Below are 24,341 nucleotides of genomic sequence, written 5' to 3' on the forward strand. Positions count from 1 at the left end.
GCGATTGTGGAGTATCAGTCCACATCAATGCCAGCTGGCCCATAGCAATCGCGAGCAAGCTCGTTCCCACGGTTTCTCCAATTATTTGAGGCCGACTTTGTACAACGCCCCGTCTTCCTCATCCGTCAACACATAGAGATACCCATCCGGGCCCTGGCGAACATCCCGGACTCGCGCCTTGAGCTCGCCCAGCAAACGCTCTTCGTGGACGACCTTGTCGCCCTGCAACTGCAGGCGGATCAGTTCTCCGGGCACCAGCGCTCCGATGAACACGTTGCGCTGCCAGGCCTTGAAACGGTCATGGTCGTAGAACGCCATGCCGCTGAGCCCAGGCGACACCTGCCAGACGTGGTGAGGGTCAAGGCCACCCTCGGAGGTCTTGCCCTGGGCTTCGGGGATCGGAGCGCCGGAGTAGTTGATGCCATGGGTCGCCAATGGCCAGCCGTAGTTCTTGCCGCGCTCGATGATGTTCATCTCATCACCGCCCTTGGGCCCGTGTTCGTTCTCCCACAACGTGCCATTCCAAGGGTTCAGGGCCGCCCCCTGGGGGTTGCGCATGCCGTAGGACCATATCTCGGGACGGACGTTTTTCTGGCCGACGAAGGGGTTGTCGTCGGGCACCTTACCGTCGGGGTAGATGCGCACGATCTTGCCTTGCAGCTTGTCCAGATCCTGGGCGGTGGGCCGCTCGTTGTTTTCCCCCAAGGTAATGAACAGATAACCGTCGCGGTCGAAGACCAGGCGCGAGCCAAAGTGGTTGCCCGTGGACAACTTGGGCTGCTGACGGAAGATCACGTCGAAATTCTTCAGGCTCTTGAGATCTTCGGACAGTTGCCCGCGACCCACGGCGGTGCCGGCCTTGCCATCTGCGCCCGCCTCGGCATAAGACAGGTAGACGGTACGATCCTGCTTGAAATCGGGCGACAGCACCACGTCCAGCAGACCGCCCTGGCCCTTGGCCCACACTTCAGGCACGCCACTCAAGGGTGCGGACAATTGGCCATCGGCGCTGACCACGCGCAGGTTACCCGGTCGCTCCGTCACCAGCATGCCCTGCTGGCCAGGCAAGAATGCGACAGACCAAGGGTGCTCCAGCCCCTTGACCACGGTGGTCACTTCCAGCGTGCCCTCCTCGCTCTTGAATGACTGGGTTGGCGCGGCATTGGCCGGGGTGGCAAGGGCCAGGACAGCGCTGGCGCAGAATGCGGCCAGGAGTGTTTTACGCAACATGCACATTTCCTTCTGCGGTGTTGAAAGAGAACAACGGGCGCCAGCGCCTAGCGGTTGCCATTCTGGCTGTTGCGCGGTGGCGCAGGAGACTCGATGGTCGGTCGCGGCGAACCCGACGGCGGGCCGGAACGCGGGTAGCCATTGCCGATGCCGCCGTTTTCCAGGGTCGGTGGCCGTGGTACCGGCACTGTCGGGTTGTTATGTATCGTCGGCACGTTGGGCCGGGTGCCCTGCATGCTGTTGGGATTGGCCCGGCGCGTCGGGCTGTTATAGGGATTATTGTTGCCCGGCAGGTTTTGGGCCAGGACCGTTGCGCCTGCGCTGGGCGTGGCGGCCTGAGCAGCGGCAGTCAGTAATAGCGTCATGATGACGAGCATGAACCTGTTCATTGGGACACCTCTGGGGTTCAGGCATATCGAAAGCACGCTACGCCGCAGGTTCGCCCTTGTTAAGCGAAATATCCCGGTGAAGATGTAACGAAGCGTCTCCGAAGAGAGGTGGGAGCAAGCTTGCTCGCCCCCCAATGGAAACTTTTCCCAAGGCGCGAAGGTCACCAGAAAGACATCCACCGGCAAGGACAACACCACCATGGCACGGGCAATCTGGAAAGGCGCAATCAGCTTCGGACTGGTCCACATTCCGGTCGCGCTGGTGTCGGCCACCTCGTCCCAGGGGGTGGATTTTGACTGGTTGGACAAACGCAGCATGGATCCGGTGGGCTACAAGCGGGTCAACAAGACCACGGGCAAGGAAGTGACCAAGGATGACATCGTCAAAGGCGTCCAGTACCAGAAAGGCCAGTACGTGCTGCTCAGCGAGGAGGAAATCCGTTCCGCTCACCCCAAGTCCACCCAGACCATCGATATCTTTGCCTTTGTCGACAGCGAGAAGATCCCGTTGCAAAACATCGACACGCCCTACTTTCTCGCCCCCGACAAACGCGGTGGCAAAGTCTATGCCCTGCTGCGCGAAACCCTGGTCAAGACCCACAAGGTCGCCCTGGCCCATGTCGTGCTGCATACCCGCCAGCACCTGGCGGCGCTCATGCCCCTTGAATCGGCGCTGGTACTGGTGATGCTGCGCTGGCCTACGGAGGTACGCGACCTTGATGTCCTCGAGTTGGGCGACGAAGTGACGAACCCAACCCTGGCCAAGGGCGAGCTGGAAATGGCCAAACGTCTCGTGGAAGACATGAGCGCCGACTGGGAACCGCAAGAATACCGGGACAGTTTCGAAGACAAAATCATGGAACTGGTGGAGAAAAAGGCCAACGAAGGCCGCCTCGAAGCGGTGGAAACCGACCCGGGCGAAGAACAACGCAAGACCGCCGATGTCATCGACCTTACCGAGTTGCTCAAGCGCAGCCTGGGCAGCAAGGGCAAGGCCACCGAAAAATCCGCCGGGAAGGCCCCTGCAAAACCTGTGAAAGCCCGCAAATCCACTCCTGCCAAAAAAGCCACCAAGGCCTCCCGGGGGTAAACCCTGGCGTGCGCAATACAAGGGAATCTGTCATGGCCAACGCCGAGAGTGAATCCGCTCGTTTGTCCAACGCCAAGCCGGAGGTTACGACAGCCCGAAAGGCGCCTCAAAACCGCCTGCCCGAGCGCCTGTCGCCGCAATTGGCCACGCCCGTGGAAGAACCGCCCACCGGCGAATGGCGCTATGAGGTCCAATTCCACGGTTATCGACTGCTGGCCCGCATCGAACAGGGTGAAGTCCGCTTGTTCAATCGCAATCACCAGGACTGGACCGAGCGGCTGAAGCTGCATGCCGACGCCCTGGCCGGGTTGAACCTGGGGGACAGTTGGCTCGACGGCGAACTGGTTCTGCTCGATGAGACCGGCCGCTCCGATTTCGCGGCCCTGCGCCAGGCCTTCAACATCAGCCGCACCGTCGATATGCTGTATTTCCTGTTCGATGCGCCGTTCCTCAATGGCGTCGACCTGCGCCAGGCTCCGGTGGAGGAACGCCGTGCGGCCCTGAAAAAAGCCCTTGGCAACAACGCCAGCAAGCGCCTGCGCTTTTCCGAGTCGTTTTCGGCCAGCCCGCACGACATGTTCGAAAGCGCTATCGCGCTTTCATTGGACAGCGTGGTCGGCAAGCGCCTGGGCAGCCCATATAGGTCCCGGCGAAGCGCCGATTGGGTAAAACTCAAGTGCCGGTTGCGCCAAGCCTTCGTCATCGTCGGGTTCACCCGCCCCCAAGGCAGGCGCAGCGGTTTCGGCGCGCTGTTGCTGGCGGTCAACGGGCCGTCGGGGCTGGTGTACGCCGGTCGGGTCGGCACGGGATTCAGCCAGATGCAAATCCAACAATTACATGCGCAACTGTGCGCGCAGCAACGCGAGACTTCGCCACTGGCGTTGCCACTCAACGGTGTGCAGGGACGCGGCGTGCAATGGGTCGAGCCTGGCTTGACCTGCGAGGTAGAGTTCATTGAATGGACTGGCGACAACCAAGTGCGGCAGGCCATTTTCCTGGGTTTTTCGACCGAGACACCGGCCAACAAGGTTGTTCGTGAGCAGCCGCTGCCGATAAAATCCACGACAGCAAAAACCCAGCGTCGCAGCAACGCCCGCGCGGCCAAAGTCGACGGTGTGACGATCACCCACCCCGATCGGGTCATCGACAGTGTCAGCGGTGTGCAAAAGGCCGAGCTGGCGCAGTATTACCTGGACATCGCCCCGTGGATCCTGCCGCACCTCAAGCAGCGGCCGGTCGCGCTGCTGCGGGCACCGGACGGTATCGGCGAAGAGCAGTTCTTCCAAAAACACGCCGATCGCCTGGACATTCCCCATATCAAACAGCTGGATCCGCGACTGGACCCAGGCCATGCAGCGCTGATGGAAATCGATGACATCCACGCCCTGGTCAGCGCGGCGCAGATGGGCACGGTGGAACTGCACACCTGGACCGCGACCCACGATCGTATCGAGACACCCGACCTGTTTGTCCTGGACCTGGATCCAGACCCTTCGCTGCCCTGGAGCGCCATGATCGAGGCGACCCACATGACCTTGGCGGTGCTCGACGAGTTGGGTTTGCAAGCTTTTCTCAAGACCAGCGGTGGCAAAGGCATGCACGTGATCGTGCCCTTGGCGAGAAGTGAAGGCTGGGACACAACCAAGGCGTTCGCCAAGGCTATCTCGCAGTTCCTGACCCGGCAAATGCCAGAGCGCATCACGGCCACCATGGGACCGAAGAACCGCGTCGGAAAAATATTCGTCGACTACCTGCGCAACGCCCGCGGCGCCAGCACGGTGGCCGCCTACTCAGTGCGCGCCAGGCCAGGCCTGCCGGTCTCGGTGCCAATCGCCCGGGCCGAACTGCCGACCCTGCGCAACGCACAGCAATGGGACATCTATACCGCTCTGGAACGGGCCAAGGGCTTGGGCGCCGATCCTTGGGAAGGCTACCACCATCGTCAGCGGATCACCGCCAGGATGTGGGAACAGCTGGATGCGCAAAAACCCGAGGCATGAAGGTAAATCCAGCGTTCAAATCCAGATAAAGATCACCAGCAGGCCGCCAAAGAACGCCCACTTCTGCAGGTAATACAGCGTGCGGTTACGTTTTTTCAGAGCCTTGCCCTGTAACCGTATCTTGTAGAGCCTGGAAAACGCCCGGTTCAAGGCGCCCGTCCTGTCGCCCGCGTCGTTGGGCGCACCGGCCGCAGCCATCACGGTGCGGCTGAACCAGCGGTTGAATGCGCTAGCCCAGCGAAACTTCATGGGCCGCTCCACGTCGCAGAACAAGATGATGCGATTATGGTCGGTGGTGTTCTGGGCGTAATGAATGAACGTTTCGTCGAAGATCACCGCCTCGCCATCGCGCCAATGATAGGGCTCGCCATCGACATTGATGTAGCAGCCAGCATCGTTGGGCGTTTCCAGGCCCAGGTGATACCGATAGGAGCCGGCATAGGGGTCGCGGTGCCGGACCAGCTTCGAGCCCGGAGGCAACTCGGCGAACATTGCCGCCTTGATCGAACCGATGCTCTGTACCAGCTCGGTAGTACGGGGGCATAGCTTCATGGCCGAAGGATGGCTGTCGCCGTACCACTTCAGGTAGAAACGCTTCCAACCGGTCTTGAAGAACGAGTTGAAGCCCACATCGTCGTATTGATCGGAACGCTTGATCTCCCCCGCGTGCAGCAGGCCCAGGCCTTCGGCCCGGATCTCTTGCCAATGGGCCTGCAACGGGCTCAGGTCCGGGAACTGCGCCGGACTCAGGAACGGCCTGTTGGGCAGTTTCGAGCACAAGTAAAGCAGGCAATTGATCGGCGCGAGAAACGACGAATGATCGCTCAGTTGGCGTCCGAACTTATGCCGCACCCGACCGCGCAGATGAACGTAGCCAATGGAGAAGATGTAGAGTGCGACAATGATGAGCTTCACGAAAAACCGTCACAATGCTGGAGTGAACAGATCGTTTCCCCGGGGCCAGCCAAACGGCAAGGCAGTGGCACAGGGTGAAATGGCATTCTAGCCACAGTTTGTAAGCAAAAGTTATCCTTCAATTGTGAAAAACTGTCTTGCCCAGGCAATACCCTATCGTTTATGCGGCCAGACCAGTACAATCGCCGCCAACTATTACGCGCCCCCTTTGGTCGATACCGCAAACGCGGCTTCGACGCACGTCTACCGGGCCAGGCGCTCCGTATTGCTGCTGTCCTCTTATGCCGGATGGACCCTTGCGCTTGCGACCGCGACGCCTTTGCGCGGTCGGGACGTGCGCAAACAGGTACTGAACAGGTACTGCCGCACCCTTAGCTACTCTGAATGTTCCGCAGGATAAACCTTTGATCTCTACAGCTAACATCACGATGCAGTTCGGCGCCAAGCCACTGTTCGAAAACGTCTCTGTCAAATTCGGCGCGGGTAACCGCTACGGTCTGATTGGCGCCAACGGTTGCGGCAAGTCGACCTTCATGAAAATCCTCGGCGGCGACCTCGAGCCGTCCGGCGGCCAGGTCATGCTTGAGCCGAATGTGCGCCTGGGTAAACTGCGCCAGGACCAGTTCGCCTACGAAGAATTCACCGTGATCGACACCGTGATCATGGGTCACGAAGAGCTGTGGAAGGTCAAGGCCGAACGCGATCGCATTTATTCGCTGCCGGAAATGACCGAAGAAGACGGCATGGCCGTGGCCGAACTTGAAACCGAATTTGCCGAGATGGACGGCTATACCGCCGAATCCCGTGCCGGTGAACTGCTGTTGGGCCTGGGGATTGGCATCGAACAGCATTTCGGCCCGATGAGCGAAGTGTCGCCAGGCTGGAAGCTGCGTGTGTTGCTGGCCCAGGCGCTGTTCTCCGACCCGGAAGTGCTGCTGCTCGACGAACCGACCAACCACCTGGACATCAACACCATCCGCTGGCTGGAAAACGTGCTGACCCAGCGTTCGAGCCTGATGATCATCATTTCCCACGACCGTCACTTCCTGAACAGTGTCTGCACCCACATGGCGGACCTGGACTACGGCGAGCTGCGCCTGTTCCCGGGCAACTACGACGAGTACATGACCGTGGCGACCCAGTCCCGCGAGCAACTTTTGTCGGACAACGCCAAGAAGAAAGCCCAGATTTCCGAGCTGCAGTCGTTCGTCAGCCGTTTCTCGGCCAACGCCTCGAAAGCCAAGCAGGCCACCTCCCGCGCCAAGCAGATCGACAAGATCCAGTTGGCCGAGGTCAAGCCATCGAGCCGCGTCAGCCCGTTCATTCGCTTCGAACAGACCAAGAAACTGCACCGTCAGGCGGTCATTGTCGAGCGCATGGCCAAAGGGTTTGACGGCAAGCCGCTGTTCAAGGACTTCAGTTTCACCGTCGAAGCCGGTGAACGCGTGGCGATCATTGGCCCGAACGGTATCGGCAAGACCACCTTGCTGCGCACCCTGGTCAATGAACTGGAACCCGATGCCGGTACCGTGAAGTGGACCGACGCCGCGGAACTGGGCTACTACGCCCAGGACCACGCCCATGACTTCGAAGACGACGTCAACCTGTTCGACTGGATGGGCCAGTGGACCCAGGGCGGCGAACAACTGGTGCGTGGCACCTTGGGCCGCATGCTGTTTTCCAACGACGAGATCCTCAAGTCGGTCAAGGTCATTTCCGGTGGTGAGCAAGGCCGCATGCTGTTCGGCAAGCTGATCCTGCAAAAGCCCAACGTGCTGGTGATGGACGAACCGACCAACCACTTGGATATGGAATCCATCGAGGCACTGAACCTGGCGCTGGAAAACTACCCGGGCACGCTGATCTTCGTCAGCCATGACCGGGAGTTCGTATCGTCCCTGGCCACCCGCATCATCGAGCTGAGCGCCGATGGCGTGGTCGACTTCAGCGGCACCTATGACGACTACCTGCGTAGCCAGGGTGTGGTGTTTTAAGGACAGCCCTGAGCGGTAAGCTTCAAGCGGCAAGTGAAAAGCCCTGTCCATTGTGACGGGGCTTTTTTGTATTTCAGCGGGGTAAAAACCTGTGGGAGCGAGCTTGCTCGCGATGGCGGCATCACATACCCCATCAATCCAGCCCGAACACCCAGCCTCCCAAACACATTTAGTTAGCCTGCTTTCTTTTATCCCCTCCTCGCGCCATGATGAGGCTCTCTTACCGCTGCCCGCGAACGAGCACCATGCCTACGCCGTCACCTGCCTCCAGCTCCCTGTCGATCACTCTGCAGATCGTCTCCATCGTTTTCTACACCTTCATCGCCTTTCTCTGCATCGGCCTGCCGATTGCCGTGCTGCCCGGGTATGTGCACGAACAGCTGGGCTTCAGCGCGGTGGTGGCCGGGTTGACGATCGGTTCACAGTACCTGGCGACCCTGCTCAGCCGTCCCATGGCCGGGCGGTTGTCGGACAGCGTCGGCACCAAGCGGGCGATCGTCTACGGGCTGTCGGGGATTGTGCTCAGCGGCGTGCTGACGCTGCTCTCGACCTTGCTGCAAAGCTATCCCCTGCCCAGCCTGTTGATTCTGATTGTTGGGCGCCTGCTGCTTGGCGTGGCCCAAGGGCTGATTGGCGTGGGCACCATCAGTTGGTGCATGGGCCAGGTGGGGGTGGAACACACGGCCCGCTCGATTTCCTGGAACGGCATCGCCTCGTACGGGGCCATCGCTATTGGCGCGCCGTTGGGGGTGGTGATGGTCAGTGAATTGGGTTTTGCCAGCCTGGGTATTGCGTTGTCGTTGCTGGCCGGGGCGACGCTGTTGATCATTCGCAACAAGCCGTCGGTGCCGGTCATTCGTGGCGAGCGCTTGCCTTTCTGGGCGGTGTTTGGGCGCATTGCGCCGTTCGGGGCGGGCCTGAGCCTCGCGTCGATCGGCTACGGCACGCTCACCACGTTCATCACACTGTTCTATATCAGTCGCGGCTGGACCGGCGCGGCCTGGTGCCTGACGGTGTTCGGTATCTGCTTCATCCTCGCGCGGTTGCTGTTCATTTCCAGCATTGCCCGTTTCGGCGGCTTCAACTCGGCCATTGCCTGCATGAGCATCGAAACCCTCGGGCTGGTATTGCTATGGCTGGCGCCGTCCACCGCGTTCGCCCTGGTCGGTGCTGGGCTGGCCGGTTTCGGCCTATCGTTGGTATACCCGGCGCTGGGGGTGGAGGCCATCAAGCAAGTGCCGAATACCAGCCGGGGCGCCGGCTTGAGCGCCTATGCGGTGTTCTTTGACCTGGCGCTGGCGATTGCCGGTCCGCTGATGGGGGCGGTGGCGTTGAACCTGGGCTATTCGTCGATCTTCTTCTGCGCCGCCTTGTTGTCCGTCACTGGACTGGGCCTGACTCTGCTGCTGCGTCGCCGAGCTATAAACGCACCTTATTGATCGGCCGTCCTCATCCCCGCCCGGGTTGGCTTGCCCAAGGCCTCGCCGAAGAAGCGACTGGCCTCGGAAATCATGGTGCGGTGGATGTCCTTGCGGTCGACACCGTCGGCATCCGTGCAGAGCGCGGGCATCGCAGCGATCTGCTCATCGGTGCAAGGTGCGAGGAAGACAAAATGGCCTGCGCCGGCCAAGGTCTTGAAATCCGGTGCGGTGGGCAGCTTGCGGGCCAGAGCGGCAGCATTCTTGTCGAAAGCCACGAGCTTGTCGCCATCGCCGCTGTACAGCAACACCGGCACATGGACATCGGCCAGGGTATGACGGCCAAACTTCAGGCTCAACGGCGCCATCAACAACAAAGCCCGGACCCTGGGGTCGGCCACCGGTTGCAGGTCATCGCGATCAGCGATCAATTCGCCTTGGGTATTGCAGGCATCACGGTCGTCCGGCCGCTCCACACAGTAGCGGCGCAGACGATTGAGGTCCGGCGTCGCACCGGACAGGATCAGCGCGGTTTCGCCACCGGCCGAATAGCCGATCACCCCGACCTGCCCGGCGTTGACGAACGGCGACAGCATCGGATCATTGAGCGTTGCGGTGATGGCTTCGGAAATCTGGATCGGCCGCCCGTACAGGTTGCTCAGGGTACCAAGCCGGCTGTGATCCTGGGCATTGTCGCCGGGATGAATCACCGCCACCACGACAAACCCCTTGCGCGCCAGCGAGGTGGCCAGGTCATGCAGGGCCAGCGGCGTGCCGGTGTTGCCATGGGACAACATCAATAGCGGGAAGCGGCCGATGGCGATCTGGGCGTCCGGCGCGGCATCGATCTGGTAGCCACCCAGCAGGCTGGATTGTTCCCGGTCGGTGGACGGATAGAAGGCGATGGCGTGCATCGGTTGCTGATCCAGCGGATCGAGAAAACTCAGCTCATGGAAACCGGCGCTCCAATGCGGATGTGGGCCCGGTGCGGCCTGCACTGAACCGAGACTGGCAAACAAGCAAAGCAGCAGCGCCGCACCAAAACGTATCATCGAATCATCCACCTTCACCAGCGCACGGGAAGGCCCCGTCGCTCGCCGTCTTGGCCGTGCATAACCTGCGCCAGAAATCCAGGCGCCGAATGCAGTAAAACCCTGCATCCCGGCCATCCAATGACGACGAGAATACAGGGTTTTACGAAGGTTGCCCGAAGCGCTTGCTGCCTTTACGCAGGTTTTACGCAGCGGCGAACTGTTCGCCGATCTGCGCCTGGGCTTCGTTCATGCCCTTATTGCGCATGTCATCGCCCTTGGCCAGCCCTTCCGCACGGACGAATTCGATGTCGGTGATGCCCAGGAAACCGAACATCACCTTCAGGTATTCCTCGTGCCCCACGCTGCTTGGCTGGCCGGCATGCAAACCACCGGCGGTGGAAACGATCACCAGCTTCTTGCCACCGCACAGGCCTTCGAAGCCAGCTTCGGTGTAGCGGAACGTCTGGCCGGCCACGGCAATGCGGTCGATCCAAGCCTTGAGTTGGGTCGGAATGCTGAAGTTGTACATCGGCGCGGCGATGACCAGCGCATCCGCCGCCTGGAACTCTGCCATTGTCTCGGTGCTAAGGTCGGCTTCGTACTTGAGCGCAGCGTCACGCAATTCGGCGCTGGTACCGGCGGCAACCAGCGTCTGGGCGGAAAAATGGCTGATGGCGTCGGCGGCCAGGTCACGGTAAGTGACGGTGATGCCTGGCTCGGCAGCTTTCCAGGCCTCAACCACTTCACGACTCAATTGGCGGGAAGCGGAGTTGTCGCCGAGGATGCTCGAATCGATGTGCAGCAGTTTCATGTCAGTGCTCTCCAAGTGAGGACCGCAACCGGGGCGATCAATTGGCGACCATCCTATCGATGAAGCCAATGATCGATAAGCCAGCATAAATGCGATAGTTTGTCCCACTGACAGGACAATCGAGTTCAACATGCAAGACCTCAATGACTTGTACTACTTCGCCAAAGTCGTCGAAGCCGGCGGTTTCGCGGCGGCTGGGCGCGCGCTGGGCATTCCCAAGTCGCGGTTGTCGCGGCGTATCGCCGAGCTGGAAGAACGTCTCGGCGCCCGGTTGCTCCAGCGCACCACCCGCCAATTGAAATTGACTGCGGTTGGCGAACGTTATCTGCGCCATTGCCAGGCCATGTTGCTGGAAGCCGAGATGGCCGACGAGGCGGTGGCGAGCATGTCCAGCGAACCCCGCGGCCGATTGCGGGTGTCGAGTCCGGTGGGCTTGGCCCACCAGTTCCTGCCGGCGATAATCGAAACCTTCCTGGTGAAATACCCTTTGGTGCAACTGGATATGACCCTGCTCAACCGGCGGGTGGACTTGATCGGCGAAGGCATCGATGTGGCGTTGCGCGTGCGCGATCTGGGGGACGAGGATCCCTTGCTGATGACCCGGCGCCTGCGTCAGGCACGGCTGATGATGGTTGCCAGCCCGGCCTTTGTCGCAGGACGGCGGATCGAAACCCCGGACGATCTCAAGCAACTGCCGGTGCTGGGGGCATTGGAAGCCGATCGCCAGGTGCACCTGCGCCTGGTCAGCGCCGATGGACAGCGGGTGGAACTGAGCCTGGAAGCCCGCCTGGGCGTCGACGACTTCATTGTGCGCCGGGCCTGCACCCTCGCCGGCCTGGGCTTCACCTTATTGCCGAGCATGTATTGCGAGCAGGAATTGCAGGACGGCACACTGGTGGAACTCTTGCCTGGATGGTCATCGCCCGATGGCTGGCTCCAGGCGGTCTACCCGCATCGGCGTGGCGTGCTACCAGCGGTGCGTGCATGGATCGATCATTTGGTGGAAGCCTTCGAGGGCTGTGGAGATAGAACGATATGAGGTTGAGCGAAGAGGATGTCGCGCAGTTTTGCCTGGGCCTGCCCGGCGCCAGGGAGGACTACAAATGGGGCGGCGTGCGGGTGTTTTCCATTGCCGGGAACAAGATGTTCGCCCTGCAGGGCCTGCGAGGCGACTCGCTGGCGTTCAAGGTCGACAAGGATCTGTTCCTGGGCCATTGCGATCGGCCGGGCATTCACCCCGCGCCTTACCTGGCGCGGGCCCAGTGGGTCATCATGCAAGTGCCCTACCCGCTGGGGGCCGAAGAATTGCGTGGCCTGCTGCAACGCTCACACCAATTGGTGGTCAGCAAATTGCCCAAGCGCACCCAGGTGGGCTTGTTGCTCTAGTCATTCAGAACAGATAGCTGCCCAGGAACAACTGGTCGATCCAGAACACCTGGTGCAACAGCACGATGAACCAGAACACGACCTGAAACGACACTTTGCGAGTCTTGTGGCGAAACAGCTGCTGAGCCAGCAAGGCTCCGGGCCAACCGCCGGCCAGCTCCACCGCATGCAGCACGTTTTCCGGGGTGCGCCAGGTGTCGGCGCGCGCCTTGCGCTTGTCGCTCCAGTACAGCAGGAAGGCCACCACGCTGACGCCGCCATAAGCCACCATCGGCACCCACGACACCGCCCGCAGCCCCAACAGGAGCGAACCGAACAACGGCAAGGCACAGAGCAGCGCAAACACCATCAGTTTGAGCCGCAGATGCTGCACGGTGCCTTCAGCATTGCGCCCGGCGGGTTTGCGGTTGCCTGATTGGTTCATGGTTTGGCAGCGGTCCAGTCCACCCAGCCGAACTGCCAGGTTGCCAGGATCAACAGGCCGAAGGCAATTCGATACCAGGCGAACACGGCGTAGCTGTGGCTGGCGATGAATCGCAGCAGGCCCTTGACCGCAATCATGGCGAAAATGAACGCGGTGACGAAACCAATGGCGAACACCGGGAAATCCGCCGGGACGAACAGTTCACGGTATTTGTAGCCCGAGTAGACCGCCGCGCCAACCATGGTCGGCATCGCCAGGAAGAACGAAAACTCGGTAGCGGTTTTACGCGACAGCCCGAACAGCAGGCCACCAATGATGGTCGCGCCGGAACGGGAGGTGCCTGGGATCATCGCAATGCATTGGGCCAGGCCGACCTTCAGCGCATCTTTCCAGGAGATCTCGTCCACCGTTGCGGCGTGCACCTGGTGCTGGCGCTTCTCGGCCCAGAGCATCACCAGGCCGCCCACCACCAACGCGGTGGCCACCGTGACCGGGTTGAACAGGTAGTGGTGGATCCAGTCGGCGAACAGCACGCCCAAGACCACGGCAGGCAGGAAGGCGATCAGCAGGTTGGCGGTAAAGCGGCGGGCGCTGGGCTGCGTCGGCAGGCCCAGCACCACGTCAAAGATCTTGCGGCGGAACTCCCAGACCACCGCCAGGATCGCGCCGAGCTGGATGATAATGTTGAACGCCATCGCACGCTCACCGCCGAACTCGAGCAGGTCGGCGACAATGATCTGGTGTCCCGTGCTGGAAATCGGCAGAAACTCCGTCAAGCCTTCTACTACGCCAAGAATCAGTGCCGAAAAGGCGGTCCACAAATCCATTCATCCCCCAAAAAAGACGCTGTTCATGCAGGTCTTATCAATATTCAAGTGTCATGCAGGTCCCCCGCAGCGGGTGCACGATAACCGCGACCTTTCAAAAAAAACCAATGAAAAATGAGAACCGGCTCAGGTTTTGCGCTGCGGGGCCGAAATCCTATCAGACCAGCCCTGATAACGCTGCCGCGTTGTGACTCAGGTCAATGACCGATAGCGGCCGGGCGCTACAGTGCCGGCCGTCGATATGACAAGAATAAAAAAACCGGAGTGACAGCGTATGAATAGCTTGCGCAGTGTGTCGATCAGCCGACGCTTGTGGCTCATCCTGGTCGTGGCCATCGTGATGTTGTTCACGCTCGGCGCCTTGATGCTTAAACAGATCCACAGCGACCTCTACCAAGCCAAGGTGCAGAAAACCCAGCATGTGGTACAGACCGCCAGCGGCGTGCTGACTTACTACCAAGGCCTGGAAGCTGCCGGTACCCTGACCCGTGACGCCGCGCAAAAGCAGGCCCTCAGCGCCGTACGTGGCCTGCGCTATAACCAGGCTGACTATTTCTGGATCAACGACCTGACGCCGGTCATGATCATGCACCCGACCAACCCGAAGCTGGAAGGCCAGAATCTCTCGGCCATCCGTGACCCGAACGGCTATGCGCTGTTCAACGAGATGGTTGCCATCGCCAAGTCCAAGGGCGCCGGCATGATCAATTACCTCTGGCCGAAACCAGGCGCCGAGGCCCCGGTGGGCAAGACCTCCTACGTCCAACTGTTCGAGCCCTGGGGCTGGATCATCGGCTCAGGCGTGTACGTGGATGACGTCCAGGCCGAGTTCCAATCCCAGGTGATCAAGGCCTCGGTGGTTGGACTGGTCATCACCCTGCTCATGGGCCTGCTGTTGACCCTGATCGTGCGCAGCATCGTCGGCCCGTTGCAGGAAACGGTCAACGCCATGGCCAACATCGCCAGCGGCGAGAGTGACCTGACCCGCACCCTCGACACCCACGGCCAGGACGAAGTCACTCAACTGGCGCGGCATTTCAACGCCTTTACCGCCAAGTTGCGGCAAGTGGTGACCCAACTGCAAGCTTCGGCCAGTGCGCTGGGGCAATCCTCCAGTGAATTGGGCAACGACGCGGCGCAGGCTCAGGAACGAAGCCAGCAGCAGTCGCAACAAATGGAGCTGGTGGCGACCGCGATCAATGAAGTGACCTATGGCGTGCAGGACGTGGCCAAGAACGCCGAGCACGCGGCCAATGAGATGCGCGACGCCGAATCACAGGCCCAGCAAGGCCAGGTCAACATCGATGGCAGCTTGCAGCAGATCGACCGCCTGTCCCAGACCATCGACCAGGCGGTGGAAGTGATCCGCACCCTGGCGAGTGAAAGCACCCAGATTGGCAGTGTGCTGGAGGTGATTCGCTCCATTGCCGAGCAGACCAACCTGCTGGCCCTCAACGCCGCGATCGAAGCCGCCCGCGCCGGCGAACAGGGCCGGGGCTTCGCGGTGGTCGCCGATGAAGTGCGGTTGCTGGCCCAGCGTACTCAGAAGTCCACTGCAGAGATCCAGGCGATGATCGAGCGCCTGCAAACCCATTCCGAAGCCGCCGTGAAAGTCATCGGCGATAGCAGTCGTGCTTCGCAGCTGACCATCGAACAAGCCGGCCTGGCCGGTGCCAGCCTCAACGCCATCGGCCAGGCCCTGCGCAATCTCAACAGCCTGAACGCCTCCATTGCCAGCGCCACGTTGCAACAGGCCCATGTGGTGGAGGACATCAACCAGAACGTCACCCAGGCCGCCGGCCTGTCCCACAGCACGGCCATGGCCGCCGAACAATCCAGCCAGGCAAGCACCCGCCTCAAGGCATTGAGTGAACAGTTGAACGGGTTGCTCACGCAGTTCCGAGTCTAAAGATCGGTAGCCCCCCTGTGAGAGCGGGCTTTTGATTTGAAGCGGAACGCAGAGCGTCCCTGGCGGCGTTCCCACGTGGAGCGTGAGGAACGATCTGCCACCGCCGCCGCGACCCGATCGTTCCCACGCTCTGCGTGGTAATGCATCCCGTGACGCTCTGCGTCACCCTCCAGAAGCGGAACGCAGAGCGTCCCTGGCGGCGTTCCCACGCAGGAGCGTGGGAACGCTCGTAATCCCTTGCTCGCGATAGCGACGGCACATTCAACATTGGTATTGGAGCTGCCCACGCCATAGCGTTTACAATCGCCGCCCTCTTCTATTCCCCAAGGAACCGCCATGTCCGGGCTTGAACTGTTTGCCGCAGCCCTCGGCGTGATCGCTGTCTGGTTGACCGTCAAGCAGAACCCCTGGTGCTGGCCGATCGGCCTGGTCATGGTGTTGCTGTACAGCTGGATTTTTTTCGAGGTGAAGTTGTACTCGGACATGCTGCTGCAGGTTGTCTACGCAGTGCTGCAACTCTACGGTTGGTGGCAATGGACCCGTGCCGGGCACAATCATGATGGACGCCAGGTCAGCAGTCTCGGTGGGGCGTCAGTGCTGTCCGGCCTGGCTATCGGTGCGGCAGGCAGCCTGCTTTTGGGCGCCGCCATGGCCCACTGGACCGATGCCGCCCAGCCCTGGCTCGATGCCGCGCTCACCGGTTTCAGCCTCGTGGCCCAGTGGTGGATGGCGCAGAAACGCGTGCAATGCTGGCCGCTGTGGATTGCCCTGGACGTGATCTTCGTCGGCCTGTTCATCTACAAAGGCTTGCACCTGACTGCCGCGCTCTATGCCCTGTTCACCCTGTTGGCCGTGCAAGGCTGGCGGGAATGGCGCGCCGACCCGGCCCTGCGCGCATGAAGGTGGTGGTGCTGACCGGCCCGGAATCCAGCGGCAAGAGTTGGCTGGCGGCGCAATTGCAGGAACATTTTGGTGGCGTGCGGGTGGATGAGTACGTACGCCATTTCATGGAGCAGACCCAACGCGACACCTGCCTGGCGGACATCACCGACATCGCCTCCGGCCAATTGGCCTGGGAAGATGAGGCGCGTGCCCGCCGGCCGGCCCTGTTGATCCTCGACACGCACCTGCTGAGCAACATCCTCTGGAGCCAGACCCTGTTCGGCGACTGCCCGGACTGGCTCGAGCCGGCCCTGCTGGCCCGCCATTATGACCTGCACTTGTTGCTGAGCCCCGAGCAGGTCGAATGGACCGGGGACGGCTTGCGTTGCCAACCCGAGCTGGTAGAACGGCAGGCGTTTTTTGAGGCGATCGAGGCTTGGCTGAGGGGACATCAGCGACCGTTCCAGGTCATTGAGGGCAATTGGGTCCAGCGCCAACAGCAAGTGTTCGCCGCCGTTACCCAGCTGCTTCAAGCCTGATCGCAGGATGATCTGTTCCATTCTTGAAACAACGCAGTCGCTCCAAACCCGGATCCAACGCCGCTTCACCAAATTGCCATCAAGACTGTCAAGCTTCTGAAACACCCGCCCAAAAGCCCGGATCCAGAGCCCTGGGACAGTAGGTGACCGATTGGTCACCATGCCCCCTGTCTCAGCGCTGAAACAACCCCTCTACCCGGCAGCTCATCAAAAAACACAACTCATTGAATTAAAAGGCATTTAAAAACTCGGCACGACACCTGCTCTGCCCCACTTCGCAACGCTGGACCAAGGCCAGCCCACCGAAGAAGGAATCGATGCCGTGGGGACTTTCGAGAGAAGTTTGACCTGTCTGCTGTTGATCGGATGCGCCGCCAGCGCAACGCTCAGTCTGCCAGTGCAGGCCGAGGGCAACGGCGTCATTGTGCTCAACCGTGACGTGCAACCCATCGCAATTGGTCGCAACGGTGGCAAAGACCCCTACCCGACTACCGTCAATGCCAACCCCTCCGAACGAATCAACCAGGCGACCGCCAGCACCGAACTGAGCGATGGCGAATTTGCCAGCGTGGCCAGCGGCTCGTCGATCCGCAACACCGTCAACCCGAATACCGGCGTGCAAGGTCTGAACGTCGTGACCAATCCCAACGGCATGCCGGGCATGAATGCCGGTCACGGTGGCGGTAGCGGCGGCGCGATCTCCGGCACCATCAACCGCTCGCTGAGTTCCGGCCTGGCCCCGCTGGGTCGGCTGGCGGGAGGTCAGTGATATGAAGCCCGTGCTGTTTCTGCTCGCCCTGTTCATGCTTTCCCTGCTCAGTTCTTTCACCGTATTTGCCGATCCAGGTGTTGCGGTGGTCAGTAACGCCAACCTGCAGGATTCCGGCAGCCATTACACCGGCAACTTCAACGTCAACCAAGCCGCCGGCGACCAGATCCAGCAAACCAACACCCGGGCCATCGCCATTGGCAGCCACGCCCAGGCCAGCACCCGCGTGCAGCAACGCGTCGACACGCCGGCCGCCCCTTCCATGACCGCCACCGCCCGTATCGGCGGCAGCTCCTTCACCAACGGCAACGGTGTGCTGGGCGTCAACCAGTCCGCCGGGGCCAACAACCAGATGGCCAATGTCATGCGGGTGGGCATCAGTGCCCATCCGCAGAGCATTGACGACAGCGCCCTGTCTCAACAGAACGTGGCGTTGCTACCGAACTCAGGAGCAACTGGCGCCCCAACCGGCAGTCGCCAGGTCGTTACCAGCGACCAGGCCTTCACCGGCAGCCGAGGGGTAATCCAGGTGAACCAGAGCGCAGGGGTGGGAAACCGCATGGCTAACACCCTGAGCATCCGAGTCGCGGATTGACCCGGAAGCTACATAAGAAAGTACTGACACTTAACCAACGACACGCAAGGAGAAACACCATGAAACCTACAATGGCACTCAAACCATTGGTTTTCGCTCTCGCCGCGGTCATGACAATGGCGGCACAGGCTGGAGGAAACGACAACAATAATGGCCATGGCAATGGTCACGGTCACGGCAATGGCCATCAGCAAGGGCCGACGCTGGATCAATTGCTCTCCATCAATGCCGGCGCTGGGGCTACGGTGCTGGATGAGCAGAACAGCGACGGTAACGTGGTGACCAACCAGGCCACCAGAAACACCGCTGAAGCCACTGACTCGCTCAATGGCAGCAACGGCAATATGGGCGCCAACATTGCCGGCGGCGACGGCAACCAACAGGACAACGCCGCCGCCCTGGCCACCGCCGACGAAAGCTTTATCTTCGGCTCGGCTGTCGCCGCCTCCAGCGCCACGCAGGTCAATAACAACAACTACGTCAAGAACAACTCGACGCAAAACAACGCCTCGCTCACCAATGCAGGCAACAGTGGCTCCGGCAACATCGGTATCAACGTGACCGCCGGGAACTTCAACCAACAGAAAAACAACCTGGCCATCGCTGTATCCGGGGGCCGTGTCGCACAGGCCTCTGCCGCGGCTGACCAGTCCTCCACCGGCCTTGTGGTCGACAACAAAGGCGTGCGGACCTACAAGACCGACACCCTCACCAGCACCTACAGCGCCTCCGGCACGTTCAAGGCCAAAGGTACCGGTACCGCCGAAGACAACGATCACGGCGGCTGGGACAACAAAGGCGGCGGCTATGGCGGCGGTCACGATGACGACAAATTCAAGTTCTCCGCCGTGGGGACCTTCGAGCTGGCCGGCAGCAACACCCAGCAGGTGCTGACCCGTGACGGTTGGAAAAACCCTGTGATCAACAACGCCACCATGACCAACTCCATGAACGGCTTCTCCGGTAACGGCGGCGCCAACGTGTCGGCAGGCGTGGGCAACCAGCAGAGCAACTCGCTGTCCATCGCTGCCGGCTGCAAAGCCTGCATGTAAGCGCGCATGAAACGAAGCCCCGGCAACGGTAATGCTGTCCACTCAGGACGTGAGTGAATCTTGTGGCGAGGGAGCTTGCTCCCGCTGGGCTGCGAAGCAGACCCACTGGTTATGAGTGCTTCGCACTCCAAGCGGGAGCAAGCTCCCTCGCCACGGACTCAGTTCAACGCTTTGAAATGAACGACATGACACGCAAAGGGGCTTTTTTTCCCTGGATGTTCATTAGGCGTATTGATCATGCGTGTCACTGCCGTTTCCCTGCTGCTCTGCCTGGCCTGCGTGGCCGAAGCAGCGCAGATGCCGGTCGCCGCCCTGCCTGGCGGCATGCTGGTCTACAAACCGGTGCAAAGCGTACGCGAACGCAAATTCAGCGACATCGTCGAGCAGAAAACCGATTTCAGTTGCGGCGCCGCCGCGCTGGCCACGGTGCTGCGCCAGGCCTACTGGCTTGACGTCGATGAAGAGCACGTCATCAAAGGCATGCTGGTCAATGCCGACCAGAATCTGGTTCGCACCCAAGGGTTTTCCATGCTGGACATGAAGCGCTACGTGGAAACCATCGGCATGCGCGCCCGAGGCTACCGGATACCGCCTGAGAAACTCGAAGCGGTGACGATCCCGGTGGTGGTCCTGATGGAGATACGCGGCTACAAGCACTTCGTGGTGTTGCAGCGGGCCGACAAGCAATGGGTCTACATCGGCGACCCGGTGCTGGGGCACAAGCGCTACGCCCACGATGAGTTCGTCAAAGGCTGGAACGGCATCGTCTTTGCGATCGTTGGCCCAGGCTATGACAAGACCAATGCGCTACGCAGCCCTCCGCAACCCCTGACAGCCCGTAACAAGCTGGATGGTTTCAACCCGGTCAGGGATGCGGAACTGATGGATTTCGGTTTCATACAGAGCGACTTTTTTTAATCGCCGACCCACTGCCAACATAAGTACAAAAAGGAGCAGGACGCTCCGGGAGCAGCACATGAAAACCTCACACTGGCTGTCGCTGGCCTGCCTGCTCGCGACTGCCTCGGGCTTTGCCCATGCCGGCTTCAAACCCATCGAAGTCAAGGACCAGGAGCTTGCCGAGCTGCGCGGTCGTTATGTCATGCCCGGCCGAGTCATCAGCTTCGGCATCGTCATGAGCAGTACCTGGCGCAACGCCAGCGGCGACTTGATCGGCGCCACCAGCACCATGCAGATCCAGGCCGCCACCGTCAAACCCGAATTCTACGTCTCGACCATCAAGCAGACCGGTAACGGCAGCGCTCCGGAACAGGGCAGCGGCAATATTACCGGTGGCGCCGGCCTTGGCACGAGCCAGGGCGTGACCCAGAGCGTACGCGCCGCCGGCGACGGCAACACGGCCTACAACAACGTCAACATCAACGTAAAAGAGAGCAACCAGGCGCCGGCGCTCGTGCCTTCCCAAGGCCAGTTGCTGACCAAGGGCCAGACCATCAGCGGCAGCAACGCCGCCGGCAGCGTCGCGGTCACCGCCACCGGCAATGGCGTGCAAATGGCGATCCAGGCCAGCCACAACCAGGGCGGCACCCTGCAGCAAGTGGCCCAGGGCGGCTTGTTGCAAAACACTCGCCTGCTGGGCAATAGCAACCTGGTCAACAACATGACGCAGCTCAACGTGGTGCTGAACAACAACGGCCCCAGTGCCGGGGCATTGGACTGCAATCTGACCCAACTGCGCGGCCTCCGTAACCTCGGTTATTGAACTGCGATGGTTTCCGATCATTGGGCAAATAGGGACGGCATATTTCATGTATCGATCCGTATCGTTGCGCGCTGTGATGTGTTTAAGCACGTTATTCCCGGCGGCCGTGTTGCACGCGGCCCCGGATGCAGACATCGAGGCGCTGAAACAGGAACTTCTTGAGCTCAAGCAACGATACGAGGTCCAGCAGAAAGCCCTGGCGGTGCTCGAACAGCGGGTTCGCCAGGTGGAGGATCAACCCGCCACGCCACAGCCCAAGCGCCTGGCCAAATCCCCGGCCGACATGAAAGGCAACCAGACCGTGGCCGGCGGCGCGACAACGGCCGGCGGCAGCGGCTATGGGCAATCCCTGGCCGATGATTCCCAACCGGCCCAGAGTGTCTCCAATCTCTATGACGAGGCCAGCGGCTTCTTCGGCGGCGGCAAGTTCAGTTTCGAGACCGGCGTGACCTATTCGCGCTACGACACGCGGCAACTGATCCTCAATGGTTTCCTGGCCCTGGATTCGATTTTCCTGGGCAACATCAACCTCGACCGGATCAAGGCCGACACCTGGACGCTCGACTTAACCGGCCGCTATAACTTCGATAATCGCTGGCAGTTCGACCTCAACGTGCCGGTGGTCTATCGCGAATCCACGTATCAGTCAGGCGGCGCGAACAACGGCGCGGCGGGGGTCACCAGCGAAGAAACCGTGACCCGCGACCCGACCATCGGCGACGTCAACTTCGGCATCGCCTACAAGTTCATGGATGAGTCGATCAACGCTCCAGACGCGGTGGTCACCCTGCGGGTCAAGGCCCCCACCGGCAAGGACCCGTTTGGCATCAAGCTGCGTCAATCCCAGGCCAACACCAACCTGTTCGTGCCTGACGACCTGCCCACCGGCAACGGCGTGTGGTCGATCACGCCCGGGCTTTCGCTGGTCAAGACCTTCGATCCGGCGGTGCTGTTCGGCACCCTCTCCTACACCCATAACTTCGAAGAATCGTTCGACGACATCAGCTCCACAGTCAACCAGAAGGTCCCAGGCAAGGTGCGGATCGGCGACAGCTTCCAGCTCGGCGCGGGCATCGCCTTTGCCTTGAACGAGAAGATGAGCATGTCGTTCTCGGTCTCTGACCTGATCCAAAAGAAAAGCAAGCTCAAACAGGACGGTGGCGACTGGGAGTCGGTGACCTCCAGCGACGCCAACGCCGGCTACTTCAACATCGGCATGACCGTCGCCGCGTCCGACAACCTGACCATCGTACCCAACCTGTCCATCGGGCTGACCGACGACGCACCAGATTTCACCTTTAGCCTGAAATTCCCGTACTACTTCTAATGCCCTCAGGGATATGTGACGGGCACATATCCCAAGGGCAATGCACACCCCCTGTGGGAGCGGGCTTGAGTCAGCGGATCTGATGCTTGTGCAGCAGGCGATAGAATGTCGGCCGGGACACGCCCAGCACCCTGGCGGCCACGCTCAGGTTGTCGCTGTGACGGTTGAGCACATCGCTCAAGGCCTGGCGCTCGGCGCGGGTCTTGTAGTCCTCCAGCGTACCCATCGGCGCCGCGACGCCCTGGTGGCTGGCCAGGCCGAGGTCCCGGGCTTCGATTTGACGCCCTTCGGCCAACACCAGACCGCGACGGACGCGGTTGGCCAGCTCGCGCACATTGCCGGGCCAGTCATGCATGCCCATCGCCACCAGCGCGTCGTCGCTGAAACTGCGAGGACGGCGACCGGTTTCCTGGCTGTAGAAATGGGAAAAGTGGCTGGCCAGCATCGCCAGGTCACCATGACGCTCGCGCAGCGGCGCCATCACCACTTGCAACACGTTCAAGCGGTAATACAGGTCCTCGCGAAACCGCTTGTGCTCGATGGCCGCCTCAAGGTCCACATGGGTGGCCGCCAAGACCCGCACATCGACCGCGATCGGCTGGCTGCCACCGACCCGCTCAATGTGTTTTTCCTGCAGGAAACGCAGCAGATTGGCCTGTAGCTCCAACGGCAGGTCGCCGATTTCATCGAGAAACAACGTCCCGCCGTGGGCCGCCTCGATCCGCCCGATCTTGCGTTGGTGAGCCCCGGTGAACGCGCCCTTCTCATGCCCGAACAACTCGGACTGGATCAGGTGCTCGGGGATGGCACCGCAGTTGATGGCGATGAACGGCTTGTTGCGCCGGTGAGACTGACAATGCAGGGTACGCGCCACCAGTTCCTTGCCGGTACCGCTCTCCCCCCGAATCAAGACCGGCGACTCGGCGGGCGCCAGCTTGCTCAACAATTTGCGCAGCTCGCGAATCGGCTTGCTGTCGCCCAGCAGTTGATGTTCGGGTTGATCAATGTGGATCGAGCCCTGCCCCCGCAGGCGCGCCATGCCAAACGCCCGGCCCAGTGTCACCTGGACCCTGGACACGTCGAAGGGCAAGGTATGGAAGTCGAAAAACCATTCGCAGACGAAATCACCGACGTTTTTCAGGCGCAACACTTCCTGATTGAGCACGGCGATCCATTCGGTGCCGCTACGGCTGATCAACTCCTTGACCGCTTCCGGGCGCTCCAGATGAAAAGGCTGCAACCGCAAAAGGCCGACGTCGCACGTCCGATCGCTGGCGTGTTCGAGGGAGCAACTGTCCACATCCCAGCCAATGGTGCGCAGACCTGGCAACAGGCGATGACAATCATCGCAGGGATCAACCACGAGCAGACGACGTGACGTACTGGCTTCGATCATGACTGATCCTTGGCGTCAAAATAAGGAAATATGATTAGAAACAGTAGTTTGGCAAACCTGCATGTAACAGTAGCAAGAAGTTGACGCCCCCTTGTATCAATTGATTATCGAGGTCGCTTCAAACTGGTTATAAGCAGGCGGTTGGTTAGTTATCTCAAGTCTGTTTGTTTCAGGGTGCTTTCAAACAAAAGCCCAAAAGCCTGGTCTGAAAGAAAATCGAAATTTATTTAAATAATGTGTGACCCGCCTGCGGGTTCGGGACATCAGTACAAGTAACCAGCCGCACGGTACGCCCAACCGACGGCACATCATTTGTTTGGGCACACTTAAGAGAAAACGCCATGAACGCCCCGCTCCGTATCAACGAAGCTCTTTTGATTGCCGACCGCGCATTCCGTCCTTTCCAATGCGTGGCCTGGGCTCCACAAGACGGTAACGGTGAACTTAGCCTGACCGTCATCGACCGCACCAATACCCATATTGGCCGCACCCAAATTCCAAGCAGCGCCTATACCGACCCGGTCCAACTGGCCGATCTGTTGAAACAGGCCCGTGCCGAACTGAGCCAGGAAGGCTATACATTGCAATCCTGGTCGATGCCTGAATAACCACCGGTAAAGCCTGTTATCCA

The 24,341-nt window shown here is 60.7% G+C and carries 24 protein-coding genes; 16 read left to right on the forward strand and 8 right to left on the reverse strand.

What is annotated here, in order from left to right; genetic code table 11:
- Positions 1-81 precede the first annotated feature (81 nt).
- Together V7773_RS04085 and V7773_RS04090 are read right to left on the reverse strand one after the other, a co-directional pair.
- Positions 82-1,230: a PQQ-dependent sugar dehydrogenase gene (locus V7773_RS04085; RefSeq protein WP_336072417.1), complete on the reverse strand. Its 1,149-nt coding sequence runs from the start codon at positions 1,228-1,230 to the stop codon at positions 82-84.
- A 47-nt stretch (positions 1,231-1,277) separates the two neighbouring features.
- A complete protein-coding gene (locus V7773_RS04090) occupies positions 1,278-1,619 on the reverse strand; it encodes a hypothetical protein (protein ID WP_092142886.1) in 342 nt (113 codons plus the stop codon).
- Positions 1,620-1,818: 199 nt separating this feature from the next.
- Here V7773_RS04090 and ku point away from each other — a divergent pair, with 199 nt between their 5' ends.
- Both ku and ligD read left to right on the forward strand, forming a co-directional pair.
- Positions 1,819-2,709 (forward strand): non-homologous end joining protein Ku, encoded by an 891-nt coding sequence (gene ku, locus V7773_RS04095; RefSeq protein WP_336072418.1) that lies wholly within the window; start codon positions 1,819-1,821, stop codon positions 2,707-2,709.
- A 32-nt stretch (positions 2,710-2,741) separates the two neighbouring features.
- Entirely contained in the window at positions 2,742-4,709 is a 1,968-nt protein-coding gene (gene ligD, locus V7773_RS04100; RefSeq protein ID WP_336072419.1) for a DNA ligase D, read from the forward strand.
- A 15-nt stretch (positions 4,710-4,724) separates the two neighbouring features.
- On the opposite strand, the gene lpxO is transcribed toward ligD, so the two are convergent.
- Positions 4,725-5,624 carry a lipid A hydroxylase LpxO gene (gene lpxO / locus V7773_RS04105; RefSeq protein ID WP_092142877.1) on the reverse strand — a complete coding sequence of 300 codons (900 nt, stop codon included), beginning with the start codon at positions 5,622-5,624 and terminating at the stop codon, positions 4,725-4,727.
- A 404-nt stretch (positions 5,625-6,028) separates the two neighbouring features.
- Here lpxO and V7773_RS04110 point away from each other — a divergent pair, with 404 nt between their 5' ends.
- Both V7773_RS04110 and V7773_RS04115 read left to right on the forward strand, forming a co-directional pair.
- Positions 6,029-7,618 carry an ABC-F family ATPase gene (locus V7773_RS04110; protein ID WP_003181279.1) on the forward strand — a complete coding sequence of 530 codons (1,590 nt, stop codon included), beginning with the start codon at positions 6,029-6,031 and terminating at the stop codon, positions 7,616-7,618.
- A gap of 245 nt (positions 7,619-7,863) precedes the next feature.
- A complete protein-coding gene (locus tag V7773_RS04115) occupies positions 7,864-9,057 on the forward strand; it encodes an MFS transporter (protein ID WP_336072420.1) in 1,194 nt (397 codons plus the stop codon).
- Here V7773_RS04115 and V7773_RS04120 read toward each other — a convergent pair.
- Positions 9,051-10,088 carry an alpha/beta hydrolase family protein gene (locus V7773_RS04120; protein ID WP_063320899.1) on the reverse strand — a complete coding sequence of 346 codons (1,038 nt, stop codon included), beginning with the start codon at positions 10,086-10,088 and terminating at the stop codon, positions 9,051-9,053. The genes V7773_RS04115 and V7773_RS04120 overlap by 7 nt on opposite strands.
- A 184-nt stretch (positions 10,089-10,272) precedes the next feature.
- Entirely contained in the window at positions 10,273-10,881 is a 609-nt protein-coding gene (locus V7773_RS04125; RefSeq protein ID WP_336072423.1) for an FMN-dependent NADH-azoreductase, read from the reverse strand.
- 130 nt (positions 10,882-11,011) lie between these two features.
- Between V7773_RS04125 and V7773_RS04130 the strand changes: the two genes are divergently transcribed.
- Entirely contained in the window at positions 11,012-11,920 is a 909-nt protein-coding gene (locus V7773_RS04130; RefSeq protein WP_336072424.1) for a LysR substrate-binding domain-containing protein, read from the forward strand.
- Entirely contained in the window at positions 11,917-12,267 is a 351-nt protein-coding gene (locus V7773_RS04135) for an MmcQ/YjbR family DNA-binding protein (RefSeq protein WP_013693486.1), read from the forward strand. The genes V7773_RS04130 and V7773_RS04135 overlap by 4 nt, the downstream gene beginning before the upstream one ends.
- 4 nt (positions 12,268-12,271) lie before the next feature.
- On the opposite strand, the gene V7773_RS04140 is transcribed toward V7773_RS04135, so the two are convergent.
- Positions 12,272-12,691, reverse strand: a complete 420-nt coding sequence (locus V7773_RS04140) for a DUF1294 domain-containing protein (protein WP_336072425.1) — start codon at positions 12,689-12,691, stop codon at positions 12,272-12,274.
- Entirely contained in the window at positions 12,688-13,518 is an 831-nt protein-coding gene (locus tag V7773_RS04145) for an undecaprenyl-diphosphate phosphatase (protein WP_063320894.1), read from the reverse strand. The genes V7773_RS04140 and V7773_RS04145 overlap by 4 nt, the downstream gene beginning before the upstream one ends.
- A 274-nt stretch (positions 13,519-13,792) precedes the next feature.
- Here V7773_RS04145 and V7773_RS04150 point away from each other — a divergent pair, with 274 nt between their 5' ends.
- The 9 genes from V7773_RS04150 to V7773_RS04190 all read left to right on the forward strand — a co-directional run bounded on the left by V7773_RS04150 (position 13,793) and on the right by V7773_RS04190 (position 22,314).
- Positions 13,793-15,427 carry a methyl-accepting chemotaxis protein gene (locus tag V7773_RS04150; protein ID WP_336072426.1) on the forward strand — a complete coding sequence of 545 codons (1,635 nt, stop codon included), beginning with the start codon at positions 13,793-13,795 and terminating at the stop codon, positions 15,425-15,427.
- Between the two features lie 336 nt (positions 15,428-15,763).
- Positions 15,764-16,327 (forward strand): nicotinamide riboside transporter PnuC, encoded by a 564-nt coding sequence (gene pnuC / locus V7773_RS04155; protein WP_092142826.1) that lies wholly within the window; start codon positions 15,764-15,766, stop codon positions 16,325-16,327.
- On the forward strand, positions 16,324-16,848 hold the full coding sequence (locus V7773_RS04160) for an AAA family ATPase (protein ID WP_336072532.1): 525 nt from the start codon (positions 16,324-16,326) through the stop codon (positions 16,846-16,848). Before pnuC ends, V7773_RS04160 begins: the two co-directional genes overlap by 4 nt.
- Positions 16,849-17,170: 322 nt before the next feature.
- The gene (locus V7773_RS04165) at positions 17,171-17,617 is read left to right on the forward strand and encodes a hypothetical protein (protein ID WP_063320891.1); all 447 of its coding nucleotides are present in this window, start codon (positions 17,171-17,173) and stop codon (positions 17,615-17,617) included.
- Position 17,618: 1 nt separating this feature from the next.
- Positions 17,619-18,212, forward strand: a complete 594-nt coding sequence (locus V7773_RS04170) for a hypothetical protein (protein WP_063320890.1) — start codon at positions 17,619-17,621, stop codon at positions 18,210-18,212.
- Positions 18,213-18,271: 59 nt separating this feature from the next.
- Complete coding sequence (locus tag V7773_RS04175) at positions 18,272-19,264, forward strand: heme utilization protein (protein ID WP_072348537.1); 993 nt, start codon at positions 18,272-18,274, stop codon at positions 19,262-19,264.
- A 237-nt stretch (positions 19,265-19,501) separates the two neighbouring features.
- Entirely contained in the window at positions 19,502-20,182 is a 681-nt protein-coding gene (locus V7773_RS04180) for a C39 family peptidase (protein ID WP_063320888.1), read from the forward strand.
- A gap of 58 nt (positions 20,183-20,240) precedes the next feature.
- Positions 20,241-20,987, forward strand: a complete 747-nt coding sequence (locus tag V7773_RS04185) for a hypothetical protein (protein WP_063320887.1) — start codon at positions 20,241-20,243, stop codon at positions 20,985-20,987.
- A gap of 46 nt (positions 20,988-21,033) precedes the next feature.
- Complete coding sequence (locus tag V7773_RS04190) at positions 21,034-22,314, forward strand: transporter (protein ID WP_063320886.1); 1,281 nt, start codon at positions 21,034-21,036, stop codon at positions 22,312-22,314.
- Positions 22,315-22,384: 70 nt separating this feature from the next.
- Here V7773_RS04190 and V7773_RS04195 read toward each other — a convergent pair whose 3' ends face one another.
- Positions 22,385-23,710, reverse strand: a complete 1,326-nt coding sequence (locus tag V7773_RS04195; RefSeq protein WP_063320885.1) for a sigma-54 dependent transcriptional regulator — start codon at positions 23,708-23,710, stop codon at positions 22,385-22,387.
- Between the two features lie 341 nt (positions 23,711-24,051).
- On the opposite strand from V7773_RS04195, the gene V7773_RS04200 reads away from it, so the two are divergent.
- Complete coding sequence (locus V7773_RS04200; protein ID WP_013693488.1) at positions 24,052-24,318, forward strand: hypothetical protein; 267 nt, start codon at positions 24,052-24,054, stop codon at positions 24,316-24,318.
- Positions 24,319-24,341: the final 23 nt, after the last annotated feature.

It is taken from the genome of Pseudomonas sp. 3JA (genome assembly GCF_036961705.1).
GTDB lineage: Bacteria > Pseudomonadota > Gammaproteobacteria > Pseudomonadales > Pseudomonadaceae > Aquipseudomonas > Aquipseudomonas fluorescens_Q.

Coding starts and splice junctions, on each gene's coding strand:
- V7773_RS04085 (WP_336072417.1), bottom strand. CDS start 1,230: ATGTTGCGTAAAACACTCCTGGCCGCATTCTGCGCCAGCGCTGTCCTG.
- V7773_RS04090 (WP_092142886.1), bottom strand. CDS start 1,619: ATGAACAGGTTCATGCTCGTCATCATGACGCTATTACTGACTGCCGCT.
- ku (WP_336072418.1), top strand. CDS start 1,819: ATGGCACGGGCAATCTGGAAAGGCGCAATCAGCTTCGGACTGGTCCAC.
- ligD (WP_336072419.1), top strand. CDS start 2,742: ATGGCCAACGCCGAGAGTGAATCCGCTCGTTTGTCCAACGCCAAGCCG.
- V7773_RS04115 (WP_336072420.1), top strand. CDS start 7,864: ATGCCTACGCCGTCACCTGCCTCCAGCTCCCTGTCGATCACTCTGCAG.
- V7773_RS04120 (WP_063320899.1), bottom strand. CDS start 10,088: ATGATACGTTTTGGTGCGGCGCTGCTGCTTTGCTTGTTTGCCAGTCTC.
- V7773_RS04125 (WP_336072423.1), bottom strand. CDS start 10,881: ATGAAACTGCTGCACATCGATTCGAGCATCCTCGGCGACAACTCCGCT.
- V7773_RS04130 (WP_336072424.1), top strand. CDS start 11,012: ATGCAAGACCTCAATGACTTGTACTACTTCGCCAAAGTCGTCGAAGCC.
- V7773_RS04135 (WP_013693486.1), top strand. CDS start 11,917: ATGAGGTTGAGCGAAGAGGATGTCGCGCAGTTTTGCCTGGGCCTGCCC.
- V7773_RS04140 (WP_336072425.1), bottom strand. CDS start 12,691: ATGAACCAATCAGGCAACCGCAAACCCGCCGGGCGCAATGCTGAAGGC.
- V7773_RS04145 (WP_063320894.1), bottom strand. CDS start 13,518: ATGGATTTGTGGACCGCCTTTTCGGCACTGATTCTTGGCGTAGTAGAA.
- V7773_RS04150 (WP_336072426.1), top strand. CDS start 13,793: ATGAATAGCTTGCGCAGTGTGTCGATCAGCCGACGCTTGTGGCTCATC.
- pnuC (WP_092142826.1), top strand. CDS start 15,764: ATGTCCGGGCTTGAACTGTTTGCCGCAGCCCTCGGCGTGATCGCTGTC.
- V7773_RS04160 (WP_336072532.1), top strand. CDS start 16,324: ATGAAGGTGGTGGTGCTGACCGGCCCGGAATCCAGCGGCAAGAGTTGG.
- V7773_RS04170 (WP_063320890.1), top strand. CDS start 17,619: ATGAAGCCCGTGCTGTTTCTGCTCGCCCTGTTCATGCTTTCCCTGCTC.
- V7773_RS04175 (WP_072348537.1), top strand. CDS start 18,272: ATGAAACCTACAATGGCACTCAAACCATTGGTTTTCGCTCTCGCCGCG.
- V7773_RS04180 (WP_063320888.1), top strand. CDS start 19,502: ATGCGTGTCACTGCCGTTTCCCTGCTGCTCTGCCTGGCCTGCGTGGCC.
- V7773_RS04185 (WP_063320887.1), top strand. CDS start 20,241: ATGAAAACCTCACACTGGCTGTCGCTGGCCTGCCTGCTCGCGACTGCC.
- V7773_RS04190 (WP_063320886.1), top strand. CDS start 21,034: ATGTATCGATCCGTATCGTTGCGCGCTGTGATGTGTTTAAGCACGTTA.
- V7773_RS04195 (WP_063320885.1), bottom strand. CDS start 23,710: ATGATCGAAGCCAGTACGTCACGTCGTCTGCTCGTGGTTGATCCCTGC.
- V7773_RS04200 (WP_013693488.1), top strand. CDS start 24,052: ATGAACGCCCCGCTCCGTATCAACGAAGCTCTTTTGATTGCCGACCGC.